The sequence below is a fragment of the Mesorhizobium wenxiniae genome (assembly GCF_002284535.1).
In the GTDB taxonomy this organism is placed as follows: Bacteria; Pseudomonadota; Alphaproteobacteria; order Rhizobiales; family Rhizobiaceae; genus Mesorhizobium; species Mesorhizobium wenxiniae.
This window is the reverse complement of record NZ_NPKH01000020.1, coordinates 80,249-106,820: the sequence shown is the minus strand read 5'-3', so window position 1 is coordinate 106,820 and position 26,572 is coordinate 80,249. Positions and strand designations below refer to the sequence as shown.

Genomic DNA, 26,572 nt, shown 5'->3' with positions numbered 1-26,572 from the left:
TGTGGGCCTCCGCCTCTATCTTACTTGCCGGGGCTGCACTGCTCGTCGGGGTATTCTAGGAGATTTTTCTCTCGCCTAACTTCGTCGACTGCTTAAAGGGGCCCCGTGCAGAGGATTTAGCCGTAGTGCCAGTGGGGCTTTGGCTCGGTGCCGGTGAACATGATGCCGATGCGGTCCTCGCGGCGCCAGCGGACCACTGCCTTGTAGGCGATGCCGTCGGTCGGCACATAGAGCAGGAACTCGTCGGGCACGCGTGCGTCGATCGAGACCTTCAGTTCGGCGCCGCCGTCATGCATGTTGCGCACCGTGCACGTGACCTCGGAATTGGTCATGCCGGTTAGGATCGTCGCGCCCTTGAAGACGCGCTGCCTGCGTTTGTCCCTGTTTTCGTCTTCAGCCATCGCGCGCCAATCCCAGGCGATCGTCGCATTTCATGTGGTGCGATCGGCAAGATAATTAGGCCCGCCTGATAAACATAGCGTTATCATCGCTCAGAAAAGGGCGGCAAGAACTTCAGACGAAGTGGCGCCAGATAAAAAACGGCGCGGCGCGGCGCGGCGCCGTCTGGAGTTCATCAGTCGCTCCGCTCAGCTGTAAGGCGACCAGCACTGCTGGCGTGGACCGCCATAGGGCTGGAATGTGTTGTCCCAGGCGCGATACGACCGGTAGCGGTCGTAGCACCAGCGGACATGGGCGCTGGAAAACCTTTGTGTGCGATACTGACGCCGAGGCGGGTAATAGCCCGGCTCATAGTAGCTCGGCCCGCTATAATAGTTGTAGGCGGGCAGCCCGAGGCCGAGGCCGAAAAAGATCGCGGAATCGTTGAAATGACGGCGATGATGACGACGGTGGCGCCAGCGCCAGCCATCGTCGCGATCACGCCATCTCCAGGCTTCGTCGCGACCGCGCCATCTCCGATGATCGCCGCCGCCCCGCCACTCCCGGATGCCGTGCCGATTGCGCCAGCGCCATTCGCTCAGCATCCGCCTGTCGTTGCCGCCGGCCCAACTCTCGCGGACCGGCACAATGTCGGGGGCGACGGCGTTGGCCGGCACCGGAAGGACAGGGTTGGCAATTGGGCCGGCAAGCGAGGGAGCCGTCAGGCCGGCCAGAAGACCCAGCGCCAGCAGCCCGGATCTGACAGAAAGAGAAAAGAGCGGTTTCATTGCACTCTCCAAGAAATTTCAGGCCCCACGCCCGAATACCCCGAGGAAGAATGTCATTCATGGAACTTCGCGCCTGAACGGAGGATGAACGGAAAGGTTTCGTCAACCATGACGGGCAGGGCAGGCCCTTGTTTTCGGGCGCGCTTGTGGGCAAAGGTCACCGCCATGTCGCTGCGCCTCGCCACCTTCAATGTCGAAAACCTGATGAACAGGTTCGATTTTTCCGGATACCGCAACCAGCTCAACGAAGATCGCACGCTGGCGCTCTTCGACATCCAGAGCGAGGCCGAATACAAGATGCTGGAGCAGGCGCGGGCGATTGCGCAATCCGACGATACGCGCCAGCTGACGGCGTTGGCTATCGCGGCTACCCGCGCCGACATCATCTGCATGCAGGAGGTCGACAATATCGAGGCGCTGAAGGCTTTCGAATACGGTTATCTGTTCAAGATGGTCGGGCATGGCTACCGCCAGAAATACACTACCGCCGGCAACGATTCGCGCGGCATCGACGTCGCCGTGATGATGCGCAACGAGACCGCTCAGGGTCAGCCGATCGAATTCGTGCGCATGACAAGCCACGCCTATGTCACGTTCGAACAATTCGGCCTGCACACGCCGGAACTGGCAGCGCTTGGGCATCAGGCAAACCAGCGCATCTTCCGGCGCGACTGCCTGGAGATCGACCTGACCGTCGGTCGCGTGCCGCTGACGCTCTATCTGGTGCACTTCAAGTCGATGGGCTCGCCCCGCAACGGTCTCGACGGGCGCCAGGCGACAATGCCGCTGCGCATCGCCGAGGCGCAAGCGGTGCGCCGGATCATCGAGGAGCGTTTCGGTGGGGATCACGCCGCCGACAAGTACTGGGCGATCTGCGGCGACATGAACGATTATCGGCAGCGCGTGAAGATCTCCGGCGACGCCTTTGACGGCTACCGCTTCGAGGTGATCGATGAGAGCCAGTCCTGCCTCAACGTGCTCACCGCCGGCGGCTTTTGCGAGAATGCGGTCGAGCGGCGCCCGGAGATGGATCGTTGGACCTTATACCATACGCGCGGACCGCAAGAGCGGCATCTGTGCCAGCTCGACTACATCCTGTTGTCGAAGGCACTGGCAGCCAAGAACGCGACGGCCGTTCCCGACATCATCCGCAACGGCCAGCCCTGGCGCACGATCTTTCCGGCGGGCCAGGAGGTGGACCGCTTTCCGCGTGCCGGCTGGGATCGGCCGAAAGCGTCGGATCATTGTCCGGTGGCGATCACCCTTGAAATGGCCTGAGGCTCGCTCCGTTGAGCTTCGACCTGCCGCGCAACATCATCCTGCCGGTCGACGCCGTCAACGTCAGGCTCGACCCCGGCCCGCATCCGTTCGAGCGCGATAATGCGCAAGCGATCGCCGAGAATTGGCGGCGCGAGACCGCAGCCAATCCGGCGTTGTTCGACGGCACCGTGGTGCTGCTTTCGGCGCTCAGCTATCGCGATAACAGCCTCGTGGGCCGCTGCCATGCGGTGCGCTACTCGACCTTCATGCTTTGGCGCGGCAACCGGCAGGTAGCTGGGGCCGAGCACGCCTATGCCCATGCCATGCTGGTCGCCGGCGACAACGCGCTGGTAGCGATCCGCATGGCGTCGCACACGGTCAATGCCGGCCGCGTCTACTTCGCCGCCGGCTCGTTCGAGCCAACCGATTTCCGCGACGGCCTTGTCGATGTCGACTTCAACATGATCCGCGAGGTGCGGGAAGAAACCGGCCTCGACCTTGCCGGCGCGACACGCGGTAGGCGCTACTATGCCCTGTCGACGGCAACCGGCACGGTGATCTTTCGCCGCTATCGCGAGACGGCATCCGCCGACGAGGTCGCGCAGCGCATCAGTGCCTTTGTCGCCGCCGAGGCAGAGCCGGAAATCGACGGGCCTGTTATCATCCGCAATGCCGATGACCTGCCGGACGGGCTGATGCCGCATATGAAGCCACTGATCGAGTGGCATTTTGCCGGCAAGGACTGACGCATCGGCCCGAAATCGGAAAGCACCATGCAAAGGTTCAAAGTGTTAGAGCGTACTTTGTGCGTCCAAGTGGACGCACGTCGCTCTAACGACGCATTTTGTTTTCGATGGCTTTGCGGTCGTTGCGGGCGGCGACGAAAAACAGCATGACGCCGATCCCCAGCAGCGCACCCATCGCCGTTCCCATCGTCTGACCGACAACCTGTTGGAAATCGGCGGTGACATGATCGGGGTTGGCCATGCCATAGCTGGCCAAGTACCACCAAAGGCCCGCCAATGCGGCCTCGATGATCACCGTCACCAAAATCACACGCTCTTTCTTGCTCATCCCACTATTCCCCCATATCCCCAAGGCGATTGCTATCACCGCGGATTGTTTCGCGACAGGGGGAGGGCGATGGCAGCGTCAAAATTTTGGGGGACATCTGAAGGCGGCGCGCGCTCCGCCGCGCTATTCATGCCTCAGCGCGTCGATCGGATCGAGCCGCGCGCCACGTAGCGCCGGGAAGAAACCGAACACCATGCCGATCAGCGCCGAGAAACCGACGGCGAGCAGGATTACCGCCGGGCTTGGCGCGAAGGGGATGGTCAGCGTCAGCGAGGCGAGGCCGGCCAGCGCCAGGCCGATCAGGATGCCGATGATGCCACCGAGCAGCGATAGCACGGTCGCCTCGACCAGGAACTGGATGAGGATGTGCTTTTCATGCGCGCCGATGGCCAGCCGGATGCCGATCTCGCGGGTGCGCTCGGTGACCGACACCAGCATGATGTTCATGATGCCGATGCCGCCGACCAACAGGCTGACGCCGGCGACCGCACCCAGCATGCCAGTCATCGTCGTGGTGGCGCTCGCCATGGCGTCGGCGATCTGGGTCATGTCGCGTATCGAGAAATCGTCTTCGCGGTCGGGCGTGATGCGGCGTGTGTCGCGCAAGATGTCCTCGACGCGCGGCAGCAGCTCGGTCGTCGGCGTCCTGTCATCGGCGGCGACGTAAATCGAGTCGATGTCGCGGTTGCCGGCGATGCGGCGCTGATAGGCGGCGAGCGGCATCAATACGACATTGTCCTGGTCCTGGCCGAAGCCGGTATAGCCCTTCGGCTCGAGCAGGCCGATGATCTTGCAGGATGTGCGATTGACGCGAATGATCTCGCCTTCGGGGTCGCCTGCGCCGAAAAACTGCTGGCGCACCGTTTCGCCGATCAGGCAAACGCCGGTACCCGAGCGGGCCTCCGAATCGCTGAACGGGCGGCCTGAAACCAGCTTCCAGTCGCGCGCATCGAGATAGGCGCTATCGGTGCCCGTTACACCCGATGTCAGGCTCTCGGTGCCGAAGATGACGCGGACCTGCTTTTGCGAGGCAGGTGAAATGGCGCGGGCGCCGCTCAGATGGGTGACGAGCGCGGCAAGGTCCTTTTGGGCAAGCGGACGGACCACCTGGTCGAGCCCTCCCGGTCCGCCGGGTCCGGCGGGGCGGCCGGAACGGACGACAAGCAGATTGCTGCCGAGCTTGGAGATATCGGCCTTTACCTTTTCGGTGGTGCCCGAGCCGATGGTGAGCATAGCGATGACGGCGGCGACGCCGATGACGATGCCGAGCAGCGTCAGGAACGAGCGCAGCACGTTGCGGCGGACCGACAGCAGCGAGAGGCGGACAGTTTCCCAGATCACGGTTACACCACCTCAAGGTTCATGGTGTCGGATGCGACATGTCCGTCGAGGAAGCGGATTGTGCGCTCGGCATAACCGGCGACATCGGCCTCGTGCGTGACCATGGCGATGGTGAGGCCAAGCTCGGTGTTCAGCCTGGTCAAGAGTTCCATGATCTCGTGGGTGCGGGCGGTGTCGAGATTGCCGGTCGGCTCGTCGGCCACGAGCAGGGTCGGCCTGGTGACAATGGCGCGCGCGATCGCCACGCGCTGCTGCTGGCCGCCGGAAAGCTCGGCCGGCGTGTGGTGCTCGCGGCCGATAAGGCCGACCTCGGTCAGCGCTTTCATTGCGAGGTCATGACGCTCGCGGGCGGCAACGCCGCGATAGATCAGCGGCAATTCGACATTCTCCACCGCCGTGGTGCGCGGCAGGAGATTGTAGCCCTGGAAGACGAAGCCGACATAGAGGTTGCGCAGCATGGCGCGGCGGTTGCGGTCGAGACGGCCAGCATCGATGCCCATGAAGCTGTAGGTTCCGGCCGTCGGCGTGTCGAGGCAGCCGATAATGTTCATCGCCGTCGACTTGCCGGAGCCGGACGGTCCCATGATGGCGACGAATTCGCTGCTGCGGATAGCAAGGTCCACACCAGCCAGAGCATGGACCGTGGCCTCGCCCTGGCCATAGCTTTTCCAGACCTCGTCGAAGGTGATGAGCAGCGAGCCTGACATGATTTCAGCTCCGCTGCTGCGCCGCGGTGATGACGTGCGCGCCTTCTTCGAGGCCGGAGGTGATCTCGGTCAGTTCGCCATCGGTGGAGCCGACCTTGACGCTGACCGGCCGAGGCCGGCCGTTCTCCAGCACGTAGAGCGTGCGCGAGCCGTCGGTAGGCTGCGACGTCGCCAGGCGCTGGCGGTTGCCGCCTGGACGGCCCATGCGGCCCGTGAACAGGTCGCTCAGGCTCCACGCGCGGGCGGCTGTTTGCGCCGGCCGATAGCGAAAGGCGATCGCCGGCACTGTGAGCACGCCCTTGGCCTGCTTGGTGACGACCGAAACGGTGGCAGTCATCCCAGGCCGCAACAGAAGCTCGTTGTTGTCGACCTCGAACCGTGCATCGTAGGTGACGACGCCGTCGGTGGTGACCGAAGCGTACGAAATGTCGCGGATCTCGGCATCGAACCGCCGTTCCGGAAAGGCGTCGACGGTGAAGCGCGCATGCTGGCCGGGCTTGACCGCGCCGATGTCGGCCTCGTCGACCGCTGCCTTCAATTCCATATTTCTGAGATCGGCGGCGATGACGAACAACACCGGCGCCTGCAGCGAGGAGGCAACCGTCTGGCCGGGATCGACCGAGCGCGTCAGAACGATGCCGTCGATGGGCGCATAGATGGTGCTCTTGGCGAAGTCCGTCTGCTGCGCCTTGAGATCGGCATTGGCGATGGCAAGACTGGCTTTGGCGCTGTCGAGCGCTGCCTTGGAGCGGTCGCGCGTCGCGGTCGCCGCTTCAAGCGACTGGTCCGTCGCCATGCCGCGCTTGGTGAGTGCCGCCGCGCGCACAAGCGCCCTTTCGTTTTCGGTGAGGGTTACGGTGGCGGTCTCGACATTGGCGGCCGCCGCCTTGGCGGAAGCCTCGGCGCGCTCGATCTGCACCTCCAGCTTGGCCGTATCCAGCGCAGCCAGCACATCGCCCTTCTTCACCTGCTGGTTCTCGTTGACCGCGACCGAGCGGACGACCCCGGACAGTTCGCTCGAAATGTCGACCTGGGTGAGGGGCTGCAGCGTGCCGGTCGCCGATACCTCGACCGTGAGATCGGCGACAGCGGCCGGCGCCGTGGTATAGTCGATCCTGGCGGGAGACGCGGCGTACCATTGATAGCCGGCGAGGCTTGCGGCGATGACGACCAGCACAAGCAGGCCATAAAGCCAGGCGCGATGGCGTTTCTTCTTCAGACCCAGGTGGTCAAGCCCGAGTGCCGTCTCTATGTCGGAAGTGGATTCCGTCTTTGGCCGATTGACAATCTGGTCCACGCCGGACCCCTATGAACAGTGGTAATCCCATCAGTGCACAGATCAGGCCGAATGGTTCAAATATCAAATTAAATTTCGCCCATGTTGGGATTGAGGCAGAAGGCTTTCTACAATGCTGACCCGGAACTACTTATTGTACGACGTGTTCACGACCGAGCGGCTGGCCGGCAATCCGCTGGCCGTCGTGCTTGACAGCAAGGGGCTGGACACGACCGCGATGCAGGCCATCGCACGCGAGTTCAACCTGTCGGAAACCGTTTTCGTGCTGCCGCCTGACAATCCCAAGCACCGCGCCCGCATCCGCATCTTCACGCCCGATTATGAGATGCCGTTCGCTGGCCATCCGACTGTCGGTTCCGCGATCGCGCTTGCCGAAATAGCTGGCGATGGCGACACCGCCGGCATCTTCGTCCTGGAGGAGAATATCGGCCCGGTGCGCTGCGCCGTCAGCAAGCATGATGGCACCATCTTTGCCGAGTTCGACCTGGCCAAACTGCCGGAACAACTGGAATTGTCCGCCGACCCGGTGGCGATCGGCGCCGCACTTGGGTTGGGTCCGCACGAAATCGGCTTCGAGAATCACCGCGTCTCGTTCTGGTCGGCCGGCGTGCCCTATGTGACCGTTCCGGTCGCCGATCTGGAGGCCGCCGCCCGTATAAGGCTGGATAACCAGGCGTGGTCGGAATTAGCACCCCGCAAGAGCGAATGGGCCTTCGCCAGCCCGTATGTCTACTGCCGCGAGACGGTGAACTACGAAAGCGCCTTCCATGCCCGCATGATCGTGCCGGGCAATCCTTCCTATGAAGACCCGGCGACCGGTTCGGCGGCGGCGGCCTTCGCCGGCGCGATCATGCATTTCGACGACCCGCGAGACGGGGTCTCGCGACTGTGGATCGAGCAAGGGCTTGAGATGGGCCGGCCTTCGCGCATTCGCCTCGAACTTAATGTTGAAGGCGGCAGGCTGGCAGCCGCCCGCATCGGCGGCCATGCGGTAAAAGTGGCGGAAGGCAAGCTGTTCGTCTGATCGCGATTGGCTCGAGGCGATTTGTCGGGAAATGAATCCGGCAGGGCTGGACATGGCGGATGGCGGCGGCTATATGCCCGCCGACGCTGGTTTTACCGGCGAGTGGGTGCGTAGCTCAGTTGGTAGAGCAGCTGACTCTTAATCAGCGGGTCACAGGTTCGATCCCTGTCGCACCCACCAAAGATTTCAAAGACTTAGGTGGCAAGACCCTGAGAACGGGGCGAGAATGTGAGACTGAAAATCTCAATCTCACGCCCCTGTATCGAGCCGTGTCGCCTCTCATGAGTTTGCGAGCATTTACTTCTCCGACACCCCGGCCTCGGCGAAGCTTGCCATGCGGGCATGACATTCGAGCGCCGAACGGACAATGTTGACGGCGATGCAGGCGCCGGAGCCTTCGCCGAGCCGCATGCCGAGATCGAGCAGCGGCGGCAGGCCGAGCCCCTCGAGCAGCCGGCGATGGCCGGATTCGGCAGAGACATGGGCGGCAAGGGTGTGGGCGAGGCCGGTGGGGTGCAATTTTGCCAGCGGTGCGGCGGCGGCGGTGCAGACGAAGCCGTCGAGCAGCACAGGTACGCCTAGATGGCGTGCGGCCAGCGTAGAGCCAAAGATGGCGGCGAGTTCGCGTCCGCCAAGGGCTGCTGCGATCTTCAGCGGGTCGGCAAGCGCCTCGGCGTGGCGCTTGAGGCCGGCCTCGATGGCGGTGATCTTGCGCACCAGGCCGGCATCGTCGACGCCGGTGCCGCGCCCGGTCCATTTTTCCGCGCCGCCGCCGAGCAGCGCGGCCGAAATGGCTGCCGCCGGCGTGGTGTTGCCGATGCCCATTTCGCCGAAACAGACCAGGTCGAGGTCTTTCGTCACCGCGCCGTACCCGGCCGAAACTGCGGCGAGGAAGGCTTCGTCGTCCATTGCCGGCACTTGCGTGAAATCGCCGGTCGGATGATCGAGATCGAGCGGAATGACGTCGAGTTCGGCACCGGCGATGCGGGCGATCTGGTTGATGGCGGCACCGCCGCCGGCGAAATTCGCCACCATCTGCACGGTGACCTCCGACGGGAAGGCGGACACGCCCTGTGCGGTGACGCCGTGATTGCCGGCAAAGACGAAGACTTTGACGCGGCCGAGCTTCGGCATGTCGCGGCCCTGCCAGCGCGCAAGCCAGGCCGCTATGGTTTCCAGCCGGCCGAGACTGCCTTGCGGCTTGGTCAACGTGTCCTGGCGGCGGGCGACAGCATTTGCCGCGGCGTCGCTGCCGGCAGGCAGGTCGAGGCAGGCCGCGCGTAATTCATCAAGCGATTTGAAAAGCATGGGGGCAAAGTCTCCGAAACAGAGTCAGGAAAGACAAACGGAAGCGACGAGCAGTATTGCGATCTCGCCAAACTGCTGCAGCGCGCCGACCGTATCGCCGGTCTGGCCGCCGATCTGGTTGAGGCACAGCATACGGAAGGCGGCAAACAACAGGCCGAGCAGGATGAGCGCGGCGACCGCGCCACCGAACCCTAGCGTCAGCCCCGCCACAGCGCCGAGCACGGCGCCGGCAATGGCAGTTTCGGCCGACACGGTGCCTGCATCGGCCGAGAGACCGTCGCTGCGAGCCGGCGGCAACAGACGCATGAAAGCGCCGAGCAGGCCGCGCGAAGCGGCATGCGCAGCGATGAGAGCGACGAGAACTTGCACCGGGCTGCCGAATTCCGAAAGCACGCTCCAGCGGATCAGCAGCGAGAGGCCGAGCGCACAAGCGCCATAGGCGCCGATGCGGCTGTCGCGCATGATCTCCAGTTTTTTCTCGCGTGTCTTGCCGCCGCCAAAACCGTCGGCGACATCCGAAAGCCCGTCTTCATGCATGCAGCCGGTGGCGAGCAAGGTTGCGGCCAGGGTCAGTGCTGCTGCCGGACCGTCGGCAAGCCCGAGCCAGGTCCCGATCGCGTAAACCAAGGCGCCAATCAGAGCGACGGCGAGGCCGGCGACCGGCGCTGCCCAGATCGCGGCAGCAAGGCTGCGGTCCCGGAAATCGACGACCGGCAGCGGCAGCCGGGTGAAGAAGACGAAGCAGAGCGCGATGTCATCGAGCGCTTGGCGGGGCGAAGGGGGCATGTCCTTGAGTTTGAGCATGATCTATTCCGAAAACCGGTTCCCACTTTTCGCTGACGCGGACCTCCGGTTCGGGATCATGCTCTCGCCTCTCGCAATGGCATGGAAGAACGTGCCGCTGACATGGCCGCGGCGGTAACCGGAGGCGCCGAGCGGATTGCCCTGGCCGTCAGCGAGGTCGGCCAATGGCTCGTCATTGCCGGTCGCGCTCATCTGCGCATAGTGGAATTCGTGACCGCGGATCAGCGTGCCCTGGGGCCCCAGTGGACAATCGGCGCGCAGCCGCGCCTCGCGGTAGCCGAGATTCATCTTTCGCTTGGCAAAGCTGGTCGAGTGGCCGAGCAGGCCGAGCATCCCGTGCGTCTCTCCCGATGCGTCCTCCAGCGCTTCGCCGAGCACCATGAAGCCGCCGCACTCGCCATGCACCGGCCATGTTGCCGAAAACGCCTCAATGCCGGCCCTGAAATTCACAGCCGCCGCAAGGCGGCCGGCATGAAGCTCGGGATAGCCGCCGGGCAGCCAGCAGACATCGCAATTGACGCTGGGCGCTTCGTCGGCGAGCGGCGAGAAGGGGACGATTTCCGCCCCGGCCTTGCGCCAATGCGTCGCGACATGCGGATAGAGGAAGGTGAAGGCGGCGTCCTCAGCCAGTGCGATGCGCTGGCCGGGTGGCGGCAGCGCGCCGCTGAAGCTGCCCGGTGCGGGCGCAATTGGCGCCGCCAACGCCATGATGGCCTCGAGGTCGAGCGATCTTTCGACCATGTCGGCCAGCCGGTCGAGATGGGCCATCAAATCCTCATATTCGCCGGCCTGGACGAGGCCGAGATGGCGCTCCGGCAGGTTAAGCGATGGATCTCGCAGGATCGCGCCGACAACAGGCAGGCCGATCGCCTCGATCGCGTCGCTGCAAAGCCGGCAGTGACGCTCGCTGCCCAACCGGTTGAGCACGACGCCGGCCATACGCACATCGGGATCATATGTAGCAAAACCCTTGGCGACGGCCGCCGCCGTGGCCGACTGCCCGGAAACGTCGAGCACCAGCAGCACCGGCAGGCCGTAAAGCCGGGCAAGATCTGCGGCCGAGCCGGTGCGGCCTGGAGCAGCAGGGATCCCGTCGAACAAGCCCATCGCGCTTTCGAGGAAGATGAAATCGGCATCTTCAGTTGCGTCACCGGCTAGCGCGTTGAGCAAGGCGGGCGGCATTGCCCAACTGTCGAGATTGACGCCGGAAAGGCCTGTCGCGGCGGTGTGGAAGCCGGGGTCGATATAGTCCGGCCCGGATTTGGCGCCACGCACTTTCACACCGCGCCGGGCCAGCGCGCGCAAGATGCCGATGGTGACGCTGGTCTTGCCCGAGCCCGAGCGCGGCGCGCCGATGATGATCGCGCGGGTCATGGCTCGCCCGCCAATGCCGCACGCATCGCGACGATGCCGCCGACGACGATCAGCGCCGGCGAGGTCAACCCGGCGGCGGCCGCCTCCTCGGCGATGGTGGCGAGCGTGGCGACGACGATGCGCTCCTGCGGCGTCGTCGCGGCGACGATCACTGCAGCAGGCGTGGAAGGCGGCAGGCCGCCCTCGAGCAGCGAGGCTGATATCAGCGGCAGATTGGCCATTCCCATATAGACCACCACCGGCTGGCCGGTCCGGGCGATTGCCGCCCAGTCGAGATCATCGTCGGTGCCGGCAGCGTGGCCGGTGGCCAGGATCACCGCCTTGTTGATGCCGCGCATGGTGGCCGGGATGCCGGCTCCAGCCAGCGCGCTGAGACCTGAAGTCAGGCCGGACAGGATGCGGAACGGGATGTTTTCGCGCGCCAGCGCCAGCGCCTCTTCGCCGCCGCGGCCAAAAACATAGGGGTCGCCGCCTTTCAGCCTGACGACGCGGCGGCCTTCTCGCGCCAGCCGCACAAGCAAGGCGGTGATGTCTTCCTGCTTCATCGACGGTTGGCGGCCGCGCTTGCCGGCATAGAACAGCTCGGCACTCGCCGCCACTGCCACGACATCGGGAGATACCAGCGCGTCGTAGACGAGGGCGTCGCACTGCCCAAGCGCGGCCAGCGCTTCCAGCGTCAGGCAGCCGGGATCGCCGGGGCCGGCGCCGGCCAGCCAGACATGGCCCGGCTCCAGCTGGCGCGGTTTGAAGTTCAGCCGGGCCAAAGCCTGTTCGACTGAGGCGTTTCGATGTCTGTTTCCGGTGCTGTCGTTCACGATCCGTCCCGTCCGCGAAAGCGCCGCTGGTAGTGGGCGTCGTAAAGTGAACTCTCGCCAAAGTCTTCCGCTGCCAGTGAGCGGCCGACGAAGATGATCGCCGTGCGCTCCATCGGATCGGCGGCCAATAGCGCCGCGATCGTCGCCAGCGTGCCGGTCAGCAGTCGCTCGTCCGGCCAGGAGGCGCGGAAGACAACCGCCACCGGGCAATCGGCGCCATAGAATGGCGTCAGCTCGGCGACGACACGGTCGATGGAGTGGATGGCAAGGTGAATGGCCAGCGTCGCGCCGGTGCGGCCGAAGCCGGCCAGGGTTTCGCCGGGCGGCATTTTCGAGGCACGACCGGAGATGCGGGTCAGCACCAGGCTTTGTGCGATTTCGGGAATGGTCAGTTCGCGGCGCAGCGCTGCCGCAGCGGCCGCGAATGACGGCACGCCCGGCGTCAGCGTATAGGCGATGCCGTGCTTCTCCAGCCGGCGGATCTGCTCGGCAACGGCGCTCCACACTGACAAGTCGCCGGAATGCAGGCGGGAGACATCGTGGCCGGCCTGGTTGGCCGCCACATATTCCGCTTCGATCTCGTCGAGCGACATCGGCGCGGTGTCGATCAATTTCGTGCCAGGCGCGCAGTGCTGCAACAGTTCCGGGGCGACGATCGAGCCGGCATAGAGGCAGACCGGGCAGCTTGCCAGCAGCCGGCTGCCGCGCAACGTAATGAGGTCGGCCGCGCCCGGTCCGGCGCCGATGAAGTGGACGGTCATACCGCGTCTCCGCTGATGGCGATGGCACAGGTGACCGGGCCGAGCACGATGCGGGACCCAAGCAGTTTTGCGCCTTTCCCGGCGGCGGCAAGCGCGGAGGCTTCGGAAACCGACGGCGTGCCGGCATGTTCCTGCGACAGGCTCGAGCGGCTGATTGCGCGCGAAGACGCGGCCCTGAGCGCATCGTCCTCGACAACGATCACTGGCAGGGCGAGCTCGCGCCCCGCCGAGAAGATTGCCTGCTCGTCCTGCTTCAGAGAAGCGGTGGCGAGCGCCGAAATCGCCGTCATCGCCAGCCCATGCGCTTCCAGCGCGGTTTCTATGGCCGCAAGAACGTCTTGCACATTCACGCCTTTGCGGCTGCCGATGCCCGCGATCATCATGGCTTGACCCAGCTCCATTGGGTGACCGGCATAGCCGGCCGCCATGCCTGCATCGAACCAACCGGTGAAGCACGGGAGATAGAGATGTGGGTGAGATCGCCGCCGACCGCGGCGTGACGGGCGAGAAGCAGCGCCTCCATCTCCAGCGTCACCGCGTTGGCGACCAGCCGGCCGCCAACACGCAGGGCCTTGATCGCCGCGCCCAGCACGCCGGTATCGCTGCCGCCGCCGCCGATGAAGATCGCGTCGGGCGTGCCTAGCCTGGCAAGCGCCTTCGGTGCCGAGCCTTCGACCACGACAAGGCCAGGCACGCCACAGTGTGAAGCGTTGCGGTGGATGCGGGCGGCGCGGGTTGGGTCGGCCTCGATGGCAATGGCGCGCATGGAGGGATGGGCGAGCATCCATTCGATGCCGATCGAACCCGAGCCGGCGCCGATGTCCCACAGCAATTCGCCGCGCCTGGGGGCGAGGGCGGACAGGGTGATGGCGCGCACCTCGCGCTTGGTGATCTGGCCGTCATGCTCGAACAAATGATCGCCAAGGCCTGACGTCAGCGGCAGGATGCGTCCTTCTGAAGTCGATCCAACTTCGATTGCCAGCACGTTGAGCGGGTTGATCTTTTCGAGGTCGAAGGCGTCCGCGCGCGTCGAACGCAGCCTTTCGTTCGGGCCGCCCAGTGCCTCCAGAATCGTTAGACGCGACGAGCCGAAGTCGAGTTCGGTCAGCAGGCGCGCAATCGCGGCTGGTGCATCGCCGTCCGAAGTCAGCGCAAGGATGCGGGTGCCCGGATGCAGCAGCGGCCGGATCAGGTCGAGCGAGCGGCCGTGCAGCGAAATGGTCTCAATATCCTGAAGCGCCCAGCTGAGGCGGGCGGCGGCCAGTGAGAAGGCAGAAGGGGCGGGGATCACCTGCGTCTCCTGGAAAGGAACCTTGCGAGCAAGGGTGACGCCGACACCATGGAAGAACGGATCGCCGGAGGCCAGCACACAGACCTTTTTACCCGCAAGTGCCAGCACGTCGCGCATTTCTGCATCGAAAGGGGTCGGCCAGGCGCGTGCTTCGCCTTTGGTGAGCGATGCGACAAGGGCAAGGTGGCGTGTGCCGCCGAAGACGAATTCGGCCTCGGCGATCAACCGCTTGGCCTCTTCGCCGAGACCCGCTACACCGTCCTCGCCGATGCCGACGATTGTTAGCCATCTTGAGTTGAGCTTGGCGCCGCGCGGACCGTCAGCAGGCATGATGACCCACCGTATTCTGATCCTCGGCGGAACCACCGAAGCCCGGCAACTGGCGGGAAAGCTGGTCGCGCGCACCGATGTGTCGCTCACGCTGTCGCTGGCCGGCCGCACCGAAAATTCTGTCGCGCAAGACGTGCCCACCCGTACGGGTGGTTTCGGTGGTGCCGCCGGGCTGGCGGCATATCTGCACGAGACCCACATTGACCTGCTGATCGACGCCACGCATCCCTATGCGGCGCAAATCTCCGCCAATGCCACGGAAGCGGCGCATGAGGCCGGCGTGCCGATCATTGCGCTCAGGCGCCCGGGCTGGGAGCCTGCCGAAGGCGACCGATGGACGCTGGTCGACAGTGTTGCCAGCGCGGTGACGGCGCTGGGGTCGGCTCCACGCCACGTTTTCCTGGCGCTCGGGCGGCAGGAGGTCGCCGCTTTTGAGGCCGCACCCCAACATCACTATCTTATCCGCAGCGTTGATCCGGTCGAGCCAAGGCTCGCTGTGCCCGATGCGACCTATCTCTTGGCGCGCGGGCCGTTCCGGGAAGCCGACGAACGTGCACTGCTTCTGGAACGCCGCATCGACGTCGTCGTTTCCAAGAACAGCGGCGGTGAGGCGACCTACGGCAAGATCGCCGCAGCGCGGGCGCTCGGCATCGAGGTGGTCATGATCCGTAGGTCGACGCTGCCGGATGTCCCGTCGGCGGAAACCGTCGAAGCGCTTGCCGCGATGGTCGATCATTTTCTGGTCAGTCATTTTCTTGGGCCCGCCGCCGAACGCGGCGTGTAGACCAGTGCCGGTTTTTCGCCGCGCTTGATGATCCTGGTTTCCGGCGAGCCGATGATGATGCAGGTCGCCATGTCGGCCTTTTCCGCATCGGCTTCCGCCAGCAAAACCACCTCGATGCGCTCGTCGGGACGGCCTGCGGCGCGGCCGAAGACGACCGGCGTGGTGCCGGGCAAGATCGCCGTGAGGCATTCGAAGGCGCGGCCAAGCTGCCAGGGGCGCGCCTTGCTGATTGGATTGTAGAGCGCGATGACGAAGCCAGCGCCCGCCGCCGCCAGCAGCCGCAGCTCGATCAGGTCCCAGGGTTTTAGATTGTCGGACAACGAGATGGCGCAGAAATCATGGCCGAGCGGTGCACCGATGCGGGCAGCGACCGCGAGCATTGCGGTGATGCCCGGCAGCATCGCGACGTCAACGGCACGCCATTCGGCCGGGCCGGCCTCGATCGCCTCGCAGACGGCCGCTGCCATGGCAAAGACGCCGGGGTCGCCGCCCGAGACGACGGCGACAGCGTGGCCCTGCGCAGCCTTTACCAGCGCGTCCCTGGCGCGGGACAGCTCCTCGCGATTGTCCGAGGCGACGCGGGTCTGGTCGGGGCGCAGATCGAGCCGGTCGAGATAGGGCTTGTAGCCGTAGAAGAATTTTGCCTCGGCGACGGCGCGGCTTGCCTCCGGCGTCACCTGGTCGGCATTGCCTGGTCCGAGGCCGATGACGGTCAGGCGGCCGCTCATGTTTCGGCTCCCAATGCGGCGGGCCGGCCTGACCAGCCGGCCACCAGCACGATGGCGAAGTAGGGCGCCTTGTCGTCCTGCTTGTCGGCCAGCCGCATCGAAACGCCGCCCGGCATGGTGCCGCGCTCGACATAGACGGCACGCGTCAGCTTGTCGGTCGCTTCCAGTGCACGCCTGATCTTGGACAGGTTGCGGCCGACCTTCATGATGACTGCGGCATCGGTGTCGGCGAGGCGGCGCGTCAATTCGAATTCGCTCATTGTGCCCGGCAACACGGTCAGCACGTCGTCGCCCTGCACGATCGGCAGGCCGGTCGCCGACCAGCAGCCGGACATGGCGGTGACGCCGGGAATGACCTCGGTCGGGAAGCGGTGCGCCAGCCTGACATGCAGGTGCATGTAGGAGCCGTAGAACAGCGGGTCGCCTTCCGAAAGCACCGCGACCGTCCTGCCGGCGCTGAGGTGCTCGGCGATTTTTTCGGCGGACTCTTCGTAGAAATCCGTTATCTGCGACCGGTAATCGCTGTGATCCTTGTCGATCTCGGTGGTCACGGGATATAGCAGAGGCAACTCTATCAAATCAGGACGAAAATGCGCGCCGACGATGGCACGCGCATTGCTGTTGTTGCCGCGCTTGGCGAAATGCGCGACCACGTCGGCCTCGGTCAGCGCGCGCACGGCCTTGAGCGTCAGCAGCTCGGGGTCGCCGGGACCGGTGCCGACGCCAATAAGCCTGCCTTTTGCAATCGCGTTCACAGACCCGGCCTCGCCAGTGCGTTGAGTGCGGCGGCCGTCATGGCGCTGCCGCCAAGCCTGCCGCGCACGATGGCGTAGGGCACGCCATAGGAATTCTCGGCCAGCGCATCCTTTGATTCGGCAGCACCGACGAAACCGACCGGCATGCCGATGATAACAGCCGGTTTCGGCGCGCCGTCGCGCAATCTTTCCAGCAGGTAGAAAAGTGCTGTCGGCGCATTGCCGATGGCGACGACCGAACCGGCCATGCGTTCGCCCCACAGGTCTATGGCTGCAGCGGAGCGGGTGTTGCCGATCTTTTTCGCGACGTCAGACGTTTGCGGGTCGCGCAGCGTGCAGATCACCTCGTTACCGGCCGGCAACCGGGCGCGGGTGACACCGTGCGAGACCATCTCCGCGTCGCAGAAGATCGGCGCGCCACCCGCCAAAGCCGTGCGTGCGGCGGCGACGAAATCGCTGGAAAAAACAAAGTGCCTGCTGGCCTCGACCTGGCCGCAGGCATGGATCATGCGGATGGCAACATCGGCCTCGGCATCGGAAAAGCGCGACAGGTCGGCCTCGGCGCGAATGATGGCGAAGGAGCGCTCATAGATGGCCGTGCCGTCATGGATATAGTCGTAGGCGGCCATGTTTATTCCTGTCGATAGAGTTCGGCGACACCGGCCGCGCCAAGCCTTGTCAGGCAGGCGGCGGTGGTATCGCCTCGAAGTCGTGCTTCGCGGATCGCTGCCGCAATGCGGCCAATGCCGCGCGCGGCGTCATAGCCTGGCCTGTATCCGGCAGGAAGAGCCTTTGCCGTCCCGTCCACGACAAGACCGGCTCCGTTTTCGCCGCCGACCAGCGTCAGCGCCGCCGGGCCGGGATGCGCGCAGCCCTTGGCGCAGCCGGAAATATGAAGCGTGAGCGAGGAATCGAGGATGTCGCGGTTTTCCGCAGCGATGGTCTCGGCGATGTCGCGCGTCGCGATCCGGCCGGAGGCGCAGGCCGGCGCACCGGGGCAAGCGGCGATCCTGGTGCGCGGATCAGCAGCGTCGGTGAGGAAGCCGAGGGTGGCGGCGGTTTGCTGGAGCGAGCGGCAGGCGGTCGGCGAAAGGCCGATAAAAACCAGCGCGCGGCCCGGCGCCAGGCGGATTTCGGTTGCGCCGAGGGTGAAGGCCCGTTGCGTGAGCTCGATGAGTTTTTGCGCCGGCATGCTGCCGAAGGGCAGGCCGATGCCGAGGGCGGTTGCATCACCGCCGAGAGGGAATAGGCCGATTGGCGAAGGAGCTGGCGCGGCCGTGAGAGGAAGGCGATCCTTCGCGGGCGCGAAGGAATGCCAACTGGCGGGAGATGTTAGCTGCCTCTCCGACAAATCCCTTGCATGGGCTTCGCGGCCTTTTTCGGCAACCATTCTCAGAATCGCGACGGCGATATCACGCGCCGCATCTTCCTCGACCATGACGAGCGGCGTCGCATTCTGCCTGTCGCCGGCAACGGCTACCAGCCACTGGACACCCGCATCAATCCGCATCGCAGCCAGCCTGACATCGGCCGAAACCGCATCCATGGTCAGCCGCCCGCCGCCATCGACAATGACCGAAACCTTCGGCCCGAGGCGCTGTGCCAGCCCGGCGTCCTCGATTGCCGCCCGAATCCGCTCCGCCAGCGGGCGCGGATCGGCGATCTCCTCGGGATCGAGCCCCGCAAGCGGCCCGGTCTCGACCGGCACGCCGGTGCTTGCGGCGATACCCATTGCATCGACCTCCACCGCCAGCAGCCGGGCGCTTGCCGGCGTCAGGCCGCGTATCTGCAGGCTACCACGTGCGGTCACTTCCATGATGCCGTTGCCATGCCGCAAGGCGGATTCACCGAGTCCTAGCAAGGACTTCGGCGAGACTCCTCCGGCGACCGGATTGAGCCGCACCAGACGCCCGTCGCCGGTCTGCATCGGCGCGGACAAAGCGGGGCAGGCACCGCGACGTGAGAAGGCGTTCATGCGGCCGCCCCCAGCGCCTGGGCCTCGGCGATCAGTGCGGCGAGACCGTCATCGATGGAATTGCGCAGCGGATGCCAGAGACCGCGCCGCCGCGCCGACAGAAACCGCTCGGCGATCACCTTCGCGGCGGAAGGGTTCTCGCGCAAGATGAAGGCGCGAACCACGGGATCGCCGAGATAGGCGTCGTGCACGACCTCGATCAGCGTGCCCGATATGGCATGGGTGGTCTCAGCGAAGCCGACCAGCCGGTCGACCGTCTCGGCGAATTCCGAAGCACCACGCGGCCCGTGCCGCATCTGGCCTGATATGAAGCGCGGGTTGACCGCGCGGGCGCGAACTACCCGAGATACGGCTTCTCCAACCGAACGCGGCTTCGGCTTTTGCGGATCCGTGGTGTCGAGGACGATCACGTCGGCATTCTTGCCGAGTGCCGCAAGCGCCGCCGAAAAACCGCCGATGAAGGCGACGTCGGCCGAGCCTTCCAAAATATCGCGGCCGGGATCATCTCCCGTATGGACGAGAAGGTCGGCCTCGGCGACACGATCCTCGAACGCGCCGGGCGCCGAGACACCTTCGCCGTCGGCGCCGCCATAGGCATGCGAGGTGGCGTCGAGATAGGCGCGACCGATCTCTTCGCGCGCGGCCCAGTCGCCGCTCGACAGCAAATCCTCGCCGCCGGCGCCGTAGGTGCCGGGCGAGGTGCCGAAAATGCGCGGGCTGATCTTCCCCTCGGCGCGGGTCTTGGCCGCGAGCGGGTTTTCCGAAGCGTCCTCGTCGCGGGCGGCGACGGCGCTGGCGGCAGCATCGATCAGCACGATCTGTGTCGGGAACATATCACGAAACAGGCCTGATATGCGCCAGGTGACATCGACGCGCGGGCGGCCAAGCGTTGCCGGCGGCAGCACCTCGATGCCGGTGACGCGACCGGTCGCGGAATCCCATTGCGCCCGGCAGCCCATCAGGGCCAGGCCTTGCGCGATCTCCTCGCCGCCAGTGCGCAGCGAGGCCGAGCCCCAGAGATCGATGACCAGCGAGCGCGGCCAGTCGCCATGGGATTGCATGTAGCTGCGCAAGACCTCGTCGGACGCCACTCTGCCGAGATCGAAGGATGTCGGCGTCGGCATGTTGCGTGGATCTGATGTGAACAGATTGCGGCCGGTCGGCAGCACATCGCGCCGGCCACGCACCGGTGCCCCGGCCGGACCGGCAGCGACATGGCGGCCGTCGAGCACTGCGATGAGTGCCGCCTTCTCGGCCGCCGCACTTTGCTCGCGCAGCGGATCGGTCTCACCCTCGGCTGAGCGGCCAAAGATGTGAAGGCCGTCCTTGATGGCAAAATCCTTGAGGTCGCAGAGCCAGGCGTCGATGCGGCGCAGCGCCTCGTCGGGCGCGTCGGTTCCGGCGACGCCGGCTTCCGAGGCCAGGCCGGTCTTTTGCGCGGTTTCGACGATCAGCTTCGCCAGACGATCGCGGCGGCGGCGGTCGAGCCCGTCGGCCTGGGCATATTCGTCGACCAGCCGTTCAAGCTGGTGCTGGTTCTCATCGAGCCCGGCGCCGGTCAGCGGCGGCGGCAAATGGCCGAGGGTGACGGCGGCAATGCGCCGCTTGGCCTGTGCTGCCTCTCCCGGGTTGGAGACGATGAACGGATAGATGACGGGCAGGGGGCCAGTGACGATCTCAGGAAAACAGTTTTCGCTAAGCGCAACGGTCTTGCCGGGCAGCCATTCCAGCGTGCCGTGGGCGCCGACATGGACGAGAGCATGGACGCCGACCGATTTGCGCAGCCACAGACCAAAGGCGATCAGCGCATGCCGCGGCGGCAATGTCGGGTCGTGATAGTCGGCGCGTCGGTCGGCCGATCGCCCGCGATCGGGGGCGAGCGCCACGGTGATGTTGCCGAAAGTCGCGGCGCGGAAGGGGAAATTTGCGGTGGTGGGCGCTTGAACACCCCCCTCTGTCCTGCCGGACATGTCCGACAGGACAGAGGGTGCGTCGCACAAACCTGTCTCATCTGCCGCATTCCCCCACGCGGCCGTCACGGCAGCTATTGCCTCAGCCGGCAATTCCGCCGAAAGGTCGAGATAGTCCCCTAGTCCCAATCCACCTTCGCTGCGCTCCAGTTCATCCAGCAACTCACGCGGCGTTTGCGGAATCCCTTCAACGGCGTAGCCCTGTTCGCTCAGGTCGTGCAGCATTGCCAGCACGCTGGACGGCACATCGAGGCCGACGGCGTAGCCGGTGCGGCCGGGTGCGCTCGGATAGTCGGGGATCAGGATGGCGAGCTTGCGTTCCGCGCGCGGCGTGCGCTGCAGGCGGATGAAGGCTTGGACACGGTTCGCCACCTGCGCGACGCGGTCCGGCTCCGGCCGGTTGGCGAAGGCGCGGAAGGCCAGTGCCGGGTCGGTTTCGCTCTCGCCTTTGAAGGAAATGGCGCCGGCCAGAATGCGGCCGTCGAGCTCCGGCAATACGACATGCATGGCGAGGTCGGCGGGTGCCAGCCCTCGCTGATTGTTTTGCCAGATGTCACGACGAGTCGTCGCGACGATGACCTGGAAGACCGGCACGCCGGCGCGGTCGAACAGGGTTTCGACGCCGGGCTCGGCGCCGGAGGCGAAAGCCGTCGCGGTGATGATCGCGGCAGGGTTCAGCGCTGCGAGCGCGGTTTCGACGAAGGCGAGCGATGCTGGGTCCTTGAGGCTGGAGACGAAGATGGGGACGGGGGCCATTCCGCGCGCGCTCAGCGCCTCAAAAAGAGCGTCGATGGGCGCGACATCGGCGGCGAGCAGCATCGAGCGATAGAACAGGATGGGAATGACAGGCGCGGCGTATCCCTCCCCCTCGAGGGGAGGGTGGCCCGCAGGGCCGGGTGGGGTCGTTGCGGCAGTGCGCGACGTTTCTTTCTGTCGAAGCGCTTCAGGGTGTCGGCGCACTTCAGAGAGGACCCCACCCCCGGCCTGCGGCCGGACCCTCCCCTCGAGGGGGAGGGGGACGACACCGCGTCCCGGCTCATAATAGCCCGCCTTCGGCACGCTGACCGGCTCCGCGACCGCCATGTCCGATCCCGCCAGCCGGGCCAGCCGATGCACCAGCGCTGTCATGTTGGCCGGGCCGCCCTCGCGAAAATAATTGAGCAGACCGTCGAGCTCTTCGCGGGGCAGCGTCGAGCATTCGATCAGCCGCAAATCCTCGTCGTGGCTCTCGCCGGGCAGCAGCGCCAGTTTTATGCCGCGTGCGCGGGCGGTCGAGGCAAGCTGGTCGCAGCCATAGCGCCACCAGTCATAGCCGCCGAGAATGCGAACCAAAATAACCCTGGCGTGGCGGGCGACGCTGTCGATCCAGAGGTCGACGGACATGGGATGGCGCAGATCACGCAAAGCCGCCAGCCGCATCGACGGCAGGCGATCCGCACCTGCTTTCCACGCCGCCGCCAGCCCGGCCAGATCGCTGTCGGTGAAGGACAGCGCCACGACATCCGCAGGCGTCTGCCTGAGATCAACGGGCTCGGCGAGATCGTCGAGCGAGGCGGATGTTGTGGTGAGGATGTGCATCGCGGCTCGTGCCTGGGGTCAGCCGGCTAGGATACGCTCGATGGCCGGGCGGTTCAGCCCTTTCAGACCGATGACGACGAGACGCGAACGGCGGTCGTCCTCAGCGGTCCAGGCGCGGTCGTAATAGTGATTGACGCGCGGACCCACAGCCTGCAGCAACAGCCGCATCGGCTTGCCGCCGACGTCGACGAAACCCTTGACGCGCAGCACGTTCTCTTCCTCCGCCGCCGTGGCGACACGCAAAGCCAGCTCATCGGGATTGGCGATCGACGGAATGTCGATGACGAAGGAATCGAAGTCGTCATGCTCGTGGTCGAGTTCGTCGTCGTGGTGGGTCTTGCGGTTCTCGATGTCGTCCTCGACGGCAAGGCCGAGGCCGAGCAGCACAGACGGATCGACCTTTCCTTGCGAGGTCGGCACGATCTTGACGGCGCGCGCGGTGTGCTCGCCGATGATGGCATTGGCGCGGGCCGAACCGGCGGCGTCCATCAAGTCGCTCTTCGACAATATGATCAGGTCGGCGCAAGCGAGTTGGTCCTCGAACACCTCCTCGACCGGGTCGTCGTGGTCGAGCGTCTCGTCCTGCGCGCGCTGCGCCTGCAGGGCGTCCATGTCGTTGGCGACGCGGCCTTCGGCCAGCGCCGGTCCGTCGACCACGGCGACGACGCCGTCCACGGTCACCCGGCTCTTCACCGACGGCCACTGGAACGCCTGGACCAGCGGCTTGGGCAGAGCCAGCCCAGAGGTTTCGATCAGGATATGGTCGACCTTCGGCGTCAGCGACAGGATCTGGTCGAGCGCCGGGACAAAGTCGTCGGCGACGGTGCAGCAGATGCAGCCATTGGCCAGCTCGACGATATTCTCCTCGGGGCAGGTGTCGATGCCGCATCCTTTGAGGATCTCGCCGTCGATGCCGATGTCGCCGAACTCGTTGACGATGATGGCCAGCCGCTTGCCCCCGGCGTTTTCGAGCAGATGGCGGATCAGCGTCGTCTTGCCGGCGCCGAGGAAGCCGGTGACGACGGTGCAGGGCACGCGGGAGACGGAAGCGGTCATGTCGGGTCCTTCAAAAGGTCGAGGGGAGGGATGCGGGCGACGAGGCCGCGCTTCAGACTATCGGGGCGGCCGCGCCATGGAATGAGACCGTCCGTCGAGGTGGCGAAGAGCTTTGCGCCAGTGACGAGATCGGCGCCGCTGGTCGCGGTCAGGTCGCCGAAGACATAGCTCCAGCAGCCGTCGCGCAGGATCGCGGCGCTCAGCCGGCGCTTGCAGTTGCCGAGGCATTCGACGCTGCGGATACGGATATTTTCGCCGGAAGCGGCGCGGCGCGTGTCTTCGACCAACAATTCGCCGGCGCGGGGATGGGCGTCGGAGCCGGTCTCGTCACGGCAGGAGGCGCAGACAATCACCGTGATGCCGGCCAGGGGATCACTATCGGGCAATACGTCCGCTGTCTCAGCCGAAAAACTGCTGTCGCGTTCCAAATCAGGCTCCTTGCCCGGAAAACCCGCCAGGCGATCGGATTCTTTTGTCCTAGACGGCAGGTCTCCTGGCTCGCGGGTCATCGCCTTGGTGCCGCCTTCCCGGGACCGTCCCAGTGGTTTTCGGCCTTGGCTCGTCGCTTACAGTTGCGGGGACAGCCGCGGATTTGAAATCGGAATTTCGCACCGCATTCCCTCTTGGCTCCTCCCTTTGCCGAGAGGAGACCGTCTGGACTGGATTTAGGCTTGTGCAGGCAGTCGTGTCAACGCACGTCTACGATGCGGCAATGTTGGCGAGAGCCGAACCCAGGTCGCCGGCCGGAGTCACTTCGATGCGTTTCAGCCCGAGCCAACCCTGCATCAGCTTCAACTCCTCGAAGAGTTCGGCGGCGGTTTTCGGCGGGGCGCCGGGCTCGGCATAGGCGGCATGGACGCGCAGCACGCCGGCGGGGCGGTCGGCCTTGAGGTCGATGCGCGCCACGATCCTTTCGCCAAGCAGGAACGGCAGCACATAGTAGCCGTACTGGCGCTTTTCGACGGGGGTGTAGATCTCGATGCGATAACGGAAGCCGAACAGTCTTTCCGTGCGCGACCGCTCGAAGACGACCGGATCGAACGGAGCGAGCAACGCGCGTGCCTCGATCTTGCGCGGAAAACGGGCGTCCTTGTAAAGATAGGCAGGCTTGTCCCAGCCTTCGACGCGTACGGGCAAAAGATCGCCGGCGTCGACCAGTTCCTCAATCCGGCCCTTGATGTCGCCTGGAGAGAGGCGGAAATAATCGCGCAGGTCGCCCGCCGTCGCGACCCCGTGGGCGCGGGCGGAAATGCGCAGCAATTCGCGGTGCGCATCCTCAGGGGAGGGCACTGGCAGGGCAAGTATCGCAGGCGGCAGCACTCGCTCCGGCAGATCGTAGCGCCGCTCGAAGCCACGACGCGACGCCGTGGTGATGCGGCCAGCCCAAAACAGCCATTCGAAAGCGTGCTTGGCATCGCTCCAGCCCCACCAGCCGCCCGAGCCTTTCTGGCCTTCCAGGGCGGAAGCGGCGATCGGGCCGCGTTGAACGACCTCGCGATAGATGTCTTCAATGTAGGCGGCGCGTTCGCGGCCCCACTTGGCCAGCCCGTTATACATTTCCTCGCCGCGTTCGGCCCGCTCCATGCGCCAGCGCATCAGTGGATAGGTCTCGACCGGCAGAAAGGAGGCCTCATGCGCCCAATATTCGAAGACTTTGCGCTTGCGCGTCACGGCGGCGTTGTCGAGCAGCGCAAGCGGGTAGGGGCCAAGCCGCGAATAGAGCGGCATATAGTGAGCACGCACCACCGCACTGACGGAATCGATCTGCAGCAGGCCGGTGCGGGCAAGGACGCGGGCCAGATGGCGGCGATCAGGCGTGCTGTTAGGGCGAGTATCGGCAAACCCCTGTGCGGCAAGCGCTATGCGCCGGGCCATGGCGAGCGAGATTTTTTCCTTCATGCAGACGGCACTCTGTTGGCGTTCGACCCAAGGTTTGGACGATGATTCCGCGCCATGCTAGCAGGGTCTTGGCGGCATCTATGTCAGGAGAGAAAACTGGAGTAACATTTAAAAGAAATCAAACAGGAGCGGATCGGACCAGTTTATCCGGATATGCCGTCCAGGCACCGTGTTTTGAACAAGGTTTGACTTGCTTCGCCGAAAGCGCTGCGCTAACCCTCGCCGCGTTGCAGCATAGAGCCTCCTAAAACGGTTCAGTGGTTAAACTGTCACGCTTCCGCAAGTGGGTCCGGTGCTGTAATCAGAGTGGATTGGCCGCCAACGGAAAGCTGCAGCATGAACGCATTGTTGAGTTCGTACCTGCCCATCGTCCTGTTCATCGGCGTGGCGCTGGTCGTCGGCCTGGCGCTGCTTGCCGCCCCCTTCCTGGTGGCCTTCCGCAACCCAGATCCGGAAAAGCTTTCCGCATATGAGTGCGGCTTCAATTCGTTCGACGACGCCCGCATGAAGTTCGACATCCGCTTCTACCTAGTGTCGATCCTGTTCATCATCTTCGATCTGGAAGTGGCCTTCCTGTTCCCGTGGGCCGTGTCTTTCAGCCAGATCGGCATGCTCGGTTTCTGGTCGATGATGGTGTTTTTGGCGGTGCTGACCATCGGCTTTGCCTATGAATGGAAGAAAGGAGCGCTGGAATGGGATTGAGCGACAATTCCGGCACGCTCGTCGCGCCGAAGCCGAAGGGCATTCTCGACCCCAGCACCGGGAAGCCGGTGGGGGCGAATGATCCATTCTTCCTCGAGATCAACAACGAACTGGCCGACAAGGGTTTTCTCGTCACCTCCACCGAGGCGCTGATCACCTGGGCGCGCAGCGGCTCGCTGATGTTCATGACCTTTGGTCTCGCCTGTTGCGCGGTCGAAATGATCCACACCTCGATGCCGCGCTATGACTCGGAGAGGTTCGGTGTTGCTCCTCGCGCGTCTCCGCGCCAGTCCGACATCATGATCGTCGCCGGCACGCTGACCAACAAGATGGCGCCGGCGCTGCGCAAGGTCTACGACCAGATGCCGGAGCCGCGCTACGTCATCTCTATGGGCTCCTGCGCCAATGGCGGCGGCTACTATCATTATTCCTATTCGGTAGTGCGCGGCTGCGACCGCGTCGTGCCGGTCGACATCTACGTGCCCGGCTGCCCGCCGAGTGCGGAAGCGCTGCTTTACGGCATTCTTCTCCTGCAGAAGAAGATCCGCCGCACCGGCACGATCGAACGGTGAG

General features: G+C 65.0%; 27 protein-coding genes, 1 tRNA gene and 1 riboswitch. Of the genes, 7 read left to right on the top strand and 21 right to left on the bottom strand.

The features are described 5' to 3' along the window. Positions 1 to 116: 116 nt before the first annotated feature. Complete coding sequence (locus CIT31_RS10770; RefSeq protein WP_029352109.1) at positions 117 to 401, bottom strand: PilZ domain-containing protein; 285 nt, start codon at positions 399 to 401, stop codon at positions 117 to 119. Between the two features lie 186 nt (positions 402 to 587). Beyond that, positions 588 to 1,166, bottom strand: coding sequence for a BA14K family protein (locus CIT31_RS10765; RefSeq protein ID WP_095518600.1), 579 nt, complete (start codon positions 1,164 to 1,166; stop codon positions 588 to 590). Positions 1,167 to 1,331: 165 nt separating this feature from the next. Here CIT31_RS10765 and CIT31_RS10760 point away from each other — a divergent pair, with 165 nt between their 5' ends. Beyond that, complete coding sequence (locus CIT31_RS10760; protein WP_095518599.1) at positions 1,332 to 2,444, top strand: endonuclease/exonuclease/phosphatase family protein; 1,113 nt, start codon at positions 1,332 to 1,334, stop codon at positions 2,442 to 2,444. Positions 2,445 to 2,455: 11 nt separating this feature from the next. Further along, the gene (locus tag CIT31_RS10755; RefSeq protein WP_095518598.1) at positions 2,456 to 3,172 is read left to right on the top strand and encodes a hypothetical protein; all 717 of its coding nucleotides are present in this window, start codon (positions 2,456 to 2,458) and stop codon (positions 3,170 to 3,172) included. Positions 3,173 to 3,257: 85 nt separating this feature from the next. On the opposite strand, the gene CIT31_RS10750 is transcribed toward CIT31_RS10755, so the two are convergent. From CIT31_RS10750 to CIT31_RS10735, 4 genes are all read right to left on the bottom strand, one after another. Then, complete coding sequence (locus tag CIT31_RS10750) at positions 3,258 to 3,500, bottom strand: hypothetical protein (RefSeq protein ID WP_065012325.1); 243 nt, start codon at positions 3,498 to 3,500, stop codon at positions 3,258 to 3,260. Positions 3,501 to 3,623: 123 nt separating this feature from the next. Next, positions 3,624 to 4,841, bottom strand: coding sequence for an ABC transporter permease (locus CIT31_RS10745; RefSeq protein WP_095518597.1), 1,218 nt, complete (start codon positions 4,839 to 4,841; stop codon positions 3,624 to 3,626). Positions 4,842 to 4,843: 2 nt separating this feature from the next. Continuing rightward, the gene (locus CIT31_RS10740; RefSeq protein WP_425350591.1) at positions 4,844 to 5,548 is read right to left on the bottom strand and encodes an ABC transporter ATP-binding protein; all 705 of its coding nucleotides are present in this window, start codon (positions 5,546 to 5,548) and stop codon (positions 4,844 to 4,846) included. 4 nt (positions 5,549 to 5,552) lie between these two features. After that, positions 5,553 to 6,845, bottom strand: coding sequence for an efflux RND transporter periplasmic adaptor subunit (locus CIT31_RS10735; RefSeq protein ID WP_095518595.1), 1,293 nt, complete (start codon positions 6,843 to 6,845; stop codon positions 5,553 to 5,555). Positions 6,846 to 6,957: 112 nt separating this feature from the next. Here CIT31_RS10735 and CIT31_RS10730 point away from each other — a divergent pair, with 112 nt between their 5' ends. Then, positions 6,958 to 7,869 carry a PhzF family phenazine biosynthesis protein gene (locus CIT31_RS10730; protein ID WP_095518594.1) on the top strand — a complete coding sequence of 304 codons (912 nt, stop codon included), beginning with the start codon at positions 6,958 to 6,960 and terminating at the stop codon, positions 7,867 to 7,869. Between the two features lie 104 nt (positions 7,870 to 7,973). Next, a tRNA-Lys gene (locus tag CIT31_RS10725) sits at positions 7,974 to 8,049 on the top strand. Positions 8,050 to 8,166: 117 nt separating this feature from the next. Here CIT31_RS10725 and cobT read toward each other — a convergent pair. The 7 genes from cobT to cbiE are packed head-to-tail and all read right to left on the bottom strand — an operon-like array spanning position 8,167 to position 14,552. Then, the gene (cobT, locus tag CIT31_RS10720) at positions 8,167 to 9,177 is read right to left on the bottom strand and encodes a nicotinate-nucleotide--dimethylbenzimidazole phosphoribosyltransferase (RefSeq protein ID WP_095518593.1); all 1,011 of its coding nucleotides are present in this window, start codon (positions 9,175 to 9,177) and stop codon (positions 8,167 to 8,169) included. Between the two features lie 24 nt (positions 9,178 to 9,201). Then, a complete protein-coding gene (locus CIT31_RS10715; RefSeq protein WP_095518592.1) occupies positions 9,202 to 9,981 on the bottom strand; it encodes an adenosylcobinamide-GDP ribazoletransferase in 780 nt (259 codons plus the stop codon). A gap of 3 nt (positions 9,982 to 9,984) precedes the next feature. Next, a complete protein-coding gene (locus CIT31_RS10710) occupies positions 9,985 to 11,355 on the bottom strand; it encodes a cobyrinic acid a,c-diamide synthase CobB (RefSeq protein WP_095518591.1) in 1,371 nt (456 codons plus the stop codon). After that, complete coding sequence (gene cobA, locus CIT31_RS10705; protein WP_065012318.1) at positions 11,352 to 12,170, bottom strand: uroporphyrinogen-III C-methyltransferase; 819 nt, start codon at positions 12,168 to 12,170, stop codon at positions 11,352 to 11,354. The genes CIT31_RS10710 and cobA overlap by 4 nt, the downstream gene beginning before the upstream one ends. After that, entirely contained in the window at positions 12,167 to 12,931 is a 765-nt protein-coding gene (gene cobM, locus CIT31_RS10700; RefSeq protein ID WP_095518590.1) for a precorrin-4 C(11)-methyltransferase, read from the bottom strand. The genes cobA and cobM overlap by 4 nt, the downstream gene beginning before the upstream one ends. Beyond that, positions 12,928 to 13,314, bottom strand: coding sequence for a cobalamin biosynthesis protein (locus tag CIT31_RS10695; RefSeq protein WP_095518589.1), 387 nt, complete (start codon positions 13,312 to 13,314; stop codon positions 12,928 to 12,930). Before CIT31_RS10695 ends, cobM begins: the two co-directional genes overlap by 4 nt. Further along, positions 13,311 to 14,552, bottom strand: a complete 1,242-nt coding sequence (cbiE, locus tag CIT31_RS10690) for a precorrin-6y C5,15-methyltransferase (decarboxylating) subunit CbiE (protein WP_095518588.1) — start codon at positions 14,550 to 14,552, stop codon at positions 13,311 to 13,313. The genes CIT31_RS10695 and cbiE overlap by 4 nt, the downstream gene beginning before the upstream one ends. A 1-nt stretch (position 14,553) precedes the next feature. On the opposite strand from cbiE, the gene CIT31_RS10685 reads away from it, so the two are divergent. Continuing rightward, positions 14,554 to 15,336, top strand: coding sequence for a cobalt-precorrin-6A reductase (locus CIT31_RS10685; RefSeq protein ID WP_095519312.1), 783 nt, complete (start codon positions 14,554 to 14,556; stop codon positions 15,334 to 15,336). On the opposite strand, the gene CIT31_RS10680 is transcribed toward CIT31_RS10685, so the two are convergent. The 8 genes from CIT31_RS10680 to CIT31_RS10645 all read right to left on the bottom strand — a co-directional run bounded on the left by CIT31_RS10680 (position 15,300) and on the right by CIT31_RS10645 (position 25,297). Next, positions 15,300 to 16,064, bottom strand: a complete 765-nt coding sequence (locus tag CIT31_RS10680) for a precorrin-3B C(17)-methyltransferase (protein WP_095518587.1) — start codon at positions 16,062 to 16,064, stop codon at positions 15,300 to 15,302. The genes CIT31_RS10685 and CIT31_RS10680 overlap by 37 nt on opposite strands. After that, on the bottom strand, positions 16,061 to 16,819 hold the full coding sequence (locus CIT31_RS10675) for a precorrin-2 C(20)-methyltransferase (RefSeq protein ID WP_095518586.1): 759 nt from the start codon (positions 16,817 to 16,819) through the stop codon (positions 16,061 to 16,063). The genes CIT31_RS10680 and CIT31_RS10675 overlap by 4 nt, the downstream gene beginning before the upstream one ends. Continuing rightward, entirely contained in the window at positions 16,816 to 17,448 is a 633-nt protein-coding gene (locus CIT31_RS10670) for a precorrin-8X methylmutase (RefSeq protein WP_029352070.1), read from the bottom strand. The genes CIT31_RS10675 and CIT31_RS10670 overlap by 4 nt, the downstream gene beginning before the upstream one ends. Positions 17,449 to 17,450: 2 nt before the next feature. Then, positions 17,451 to 18,794: a precorrin-3B synthase gene (gene cobG / locus CIT31_RS10665; RefSeq protein WP_095518585.1), complete on the bottom strand. Its 1,344-nt coding sequence runs from the start codon at positions 18,792 to 18,794 to the stop codon at positions 17,451 to 17,453. Continuing rightward, positions 18,791 to 22,342 (bottom strand): cobaltochelatase subunit CobN, encoded by a 3,552-nt coding sequence (cobN, locus tag CIT31_RS10660; protein ID WP_095518584.1) that lies wholly within the window; start codon positions 22,340 to 22,342, stop codon positions 18,791 to 18,793. Before cobN ends, cobG begins: the two co-directional genes overlap by 4 nt. A gap of 18 nt (positions 22,343 to 22,360) precedes the next feature. Then, the gene (gene cobW, locus CIT31_RS10655) at positions 22,361 to 23,398 is read right to left on the bottom strand and encodes a cobalamin biosynthesis protein CobW (protein WP_095518583.1); all 1,038 of its coding nucleotides are present in this window, start codon (positions 23,396 to 23,398) and stop codon (positions 22,361 to 22,363) included. Further along, positions 23,395 to 23,826, bottom strand: a complete 432-nt coding sequence (locus tag CIT31_RS10650; RefSeq protein WP_095518582.1) for a DUF1636 family protein — start codon at positions 23,824 to 23,826, stop codon at positions 23,395 to 23,397. Before CIT31_RS10650 ends, cobW begins: the two co-directional genes overlap by 4 nt. A gap of 38 nt (positions 23,827 to 23,864) precedes the next feature. Then, a riboswitch (cobalamin riboswitch) is annotated at positions 23,865 to 24,067 on the bottom strand. A gap of 30 nt (positions 24,068 to 24,097) precedes the next feature. Beyond that, positions 24,098 to 25,297, bottom strand: a complete 1,200-nt coding sequence (locus CIT31_RS10645; RefSeq protein ID WP_095518581.1) for a winged helix-turn-helix domain-containing protein — start codon at positions 25,295 to 25,297, stop codon at positions 24,098 to 24,100. Between the two features lie 336 nt (positions 25,298 to 25,633). Between CIT31_RS10645 and CIT31_RS10640 the strand changes: the two genes are divergently transcribed. Beyond that, positions 25,634 to 25,999 (top strand): NADH-quinone oxidoreductase subunit A, encoded by a 366-nt coding sequence (locus CIT31_RS10640; RefSeq protein ID WP_029352062.1) that lies wholly within the window; start codon positions 25,634 to 25,636, stop codon positions 25,997 to 25,999. Further along, entirely contained in the window at positions 25,990 to 26,571 is a 582-nt protein-coding gene (locus tag CIT31_RS10635) for a NuoB/complex I 20 kDa subunit family protein (protein ID WP_027156092.1), read from the top strand. Before CIT31_RS10640 ends, CIT31_RS10635 begins: the two co-directional genes overlap by 10 nt. Position 26,572 lies beyond the last annotated feature (1 nt).

Excerpts from the sequence above, each read along its gene's own strand:
- cobN (WP_095518584.1), bottom strand. The coding sequence starts at position 22,342 with ATGCACATCCTCACCACAACATCCGCCTCGCTCGACGATCTCGCCGAG.
- cobT (WP_095518593.1), bottom strand. The coding sequence starts at position 9,177 with ATGCTTTTCAAATCGCTTGATGAATTACGCGCGGCCTGCCTCGACCTG.
- cobM (WP_095518590.1), bottom strand. The coding sequence starts at position 12,931 with ATGACCGTCCACTTCATCGGCGCCGGACCGGGCGCGGCCGACCTCATT.
- cbiE (WP_095518588.1), bottom strand. The coding sequence starts at position 14,552 with ATGCCTGCTGACGGTCCGCGCGGCGCCAAGCTCAACTCAAGATGGCTA.
- CIT31_RS10740 (WP_425350591.1), bottom strand. The coding sequence starts at position 5,548 with ATGTCAGGCTCGCTGCTCATCACCTTCGACGAGGTCTGGAAAAGCTAT.
- cobW (WP_095518583.1), bottom strand. The coding sequence starts at position 23,398 with ATGACCGCTTCCGTCTCCCGCGTGCCCTGCACCGTCGTCACCGGCTTC.
- CIT31_RS10710 (WP_095518591.1), bottom strand. The coding sequence starts at position 11,355 with ATGACCCGCGCGATCATCATCGGCGCGCCGCGCTCGGGCTCGGGCAAG.
- CIT31_RS10640 (WP_029352062.1), top strand. The coding sequence starts at position 25,634 with ATGAACGCATTGTTGAGTTCGTACCTGCCCATCGTCCTGTTCATCGGC.
- CIT31_RS10645 (WP_095518581.1), bottom strand. The coding sequence starts at position 25,297 with ATGAAGGAAAAAATCTCGCTCGCCATGGCCCGGCGCATAGCGCTTGCC.
- cobG (WP_095518585.1), bottom strand. The coding sequence starts at position 18,794 with ATGAACGCCTTCTCACGTCGCGGTGCCTGCCCCGCTTTGTCCGCGCCG.
- CIT31_RS10670 (WP_029352070.1), bottom strand. The coding sequence starts at position 17,448 with ATGGCCGCCTACGACTATATCCATGACGGCACGGCCATCTATGAGCGC.
- CIT31_RS10765 (WP_095518600.1), bottom strand. The coding sequence starts at position 1,166 with ATGAAACCGCTCTTTTCTCTTTCTGTCAGATCCGGGCTGCTGGCGCTG.
- CIT31_RS10695 (WP_095518589.1), bottom strand. The coding sequence starts at position 13,314 with ATGATGATCGCGGGCATCGGCAGCCGCAAAGGCGTGAATGTGCAAGAC.
- CIT31_RS10680 (WP_095518587.1), bottom strand. The coding sequence starts at position 16,064 with ATGAGCGGCCGCCTGACCGTCATCGGCCTCGGACCAGGCAATGCCGAC.
- CIT31_RS10715 (WP_095518592.1), bottom strand. The coding sequence starts at position 9,981 with ATGCTCAAACTCAAGGACATGCCCCCTTCGCCCCGCCAAGCGCTCGAT.
- CIT31_RS10685 (WP_095519312.1), top strand. The coding sequence starts at position 14,554 with ATGACCCACCGTATTCTGATCCTCGGCGGAACCACCGAAGCCCGGCAA.
- CIT31_RS10760 (WP_095518599.1), top strand. The coding sequence starts at position 1,332 with ATGTCGCTGCGCCTCGCCACCTTCAATGTCGAAAACCTGATGAACAGG.
- CIT31_RS10635 (WP_027156092.1), top strand. The coding sequence starts at position 25,990 with ATGGGATTGAGCGACAATTCCGGCACGCTCGTCGCGCCGAAGCCGAAG.
- CIT31_RS10730 (WP_095518594.1), top strand. The coding sequence starts at position 6,958 with ATGCTGACCCGGAACTACTTATTGTACGACGTGTTCACGACCGAGCGG.
- CIT31_RS10750 (WP_065012325.1), bottom strand. The coding sequence starts at position 3,500 with ATGAGCAAGAAAGAGCGTGTGATTTTGGTGACGGTGATCATCGAGGCC.
- CIT31_RS10770 (WP_029352109.1), bottom strand. The coding sequence starts at position 401 with ATGGCTGAAGACGAAAACAGGGACAAACGCAGGCAGCGCGTCTTCAAG.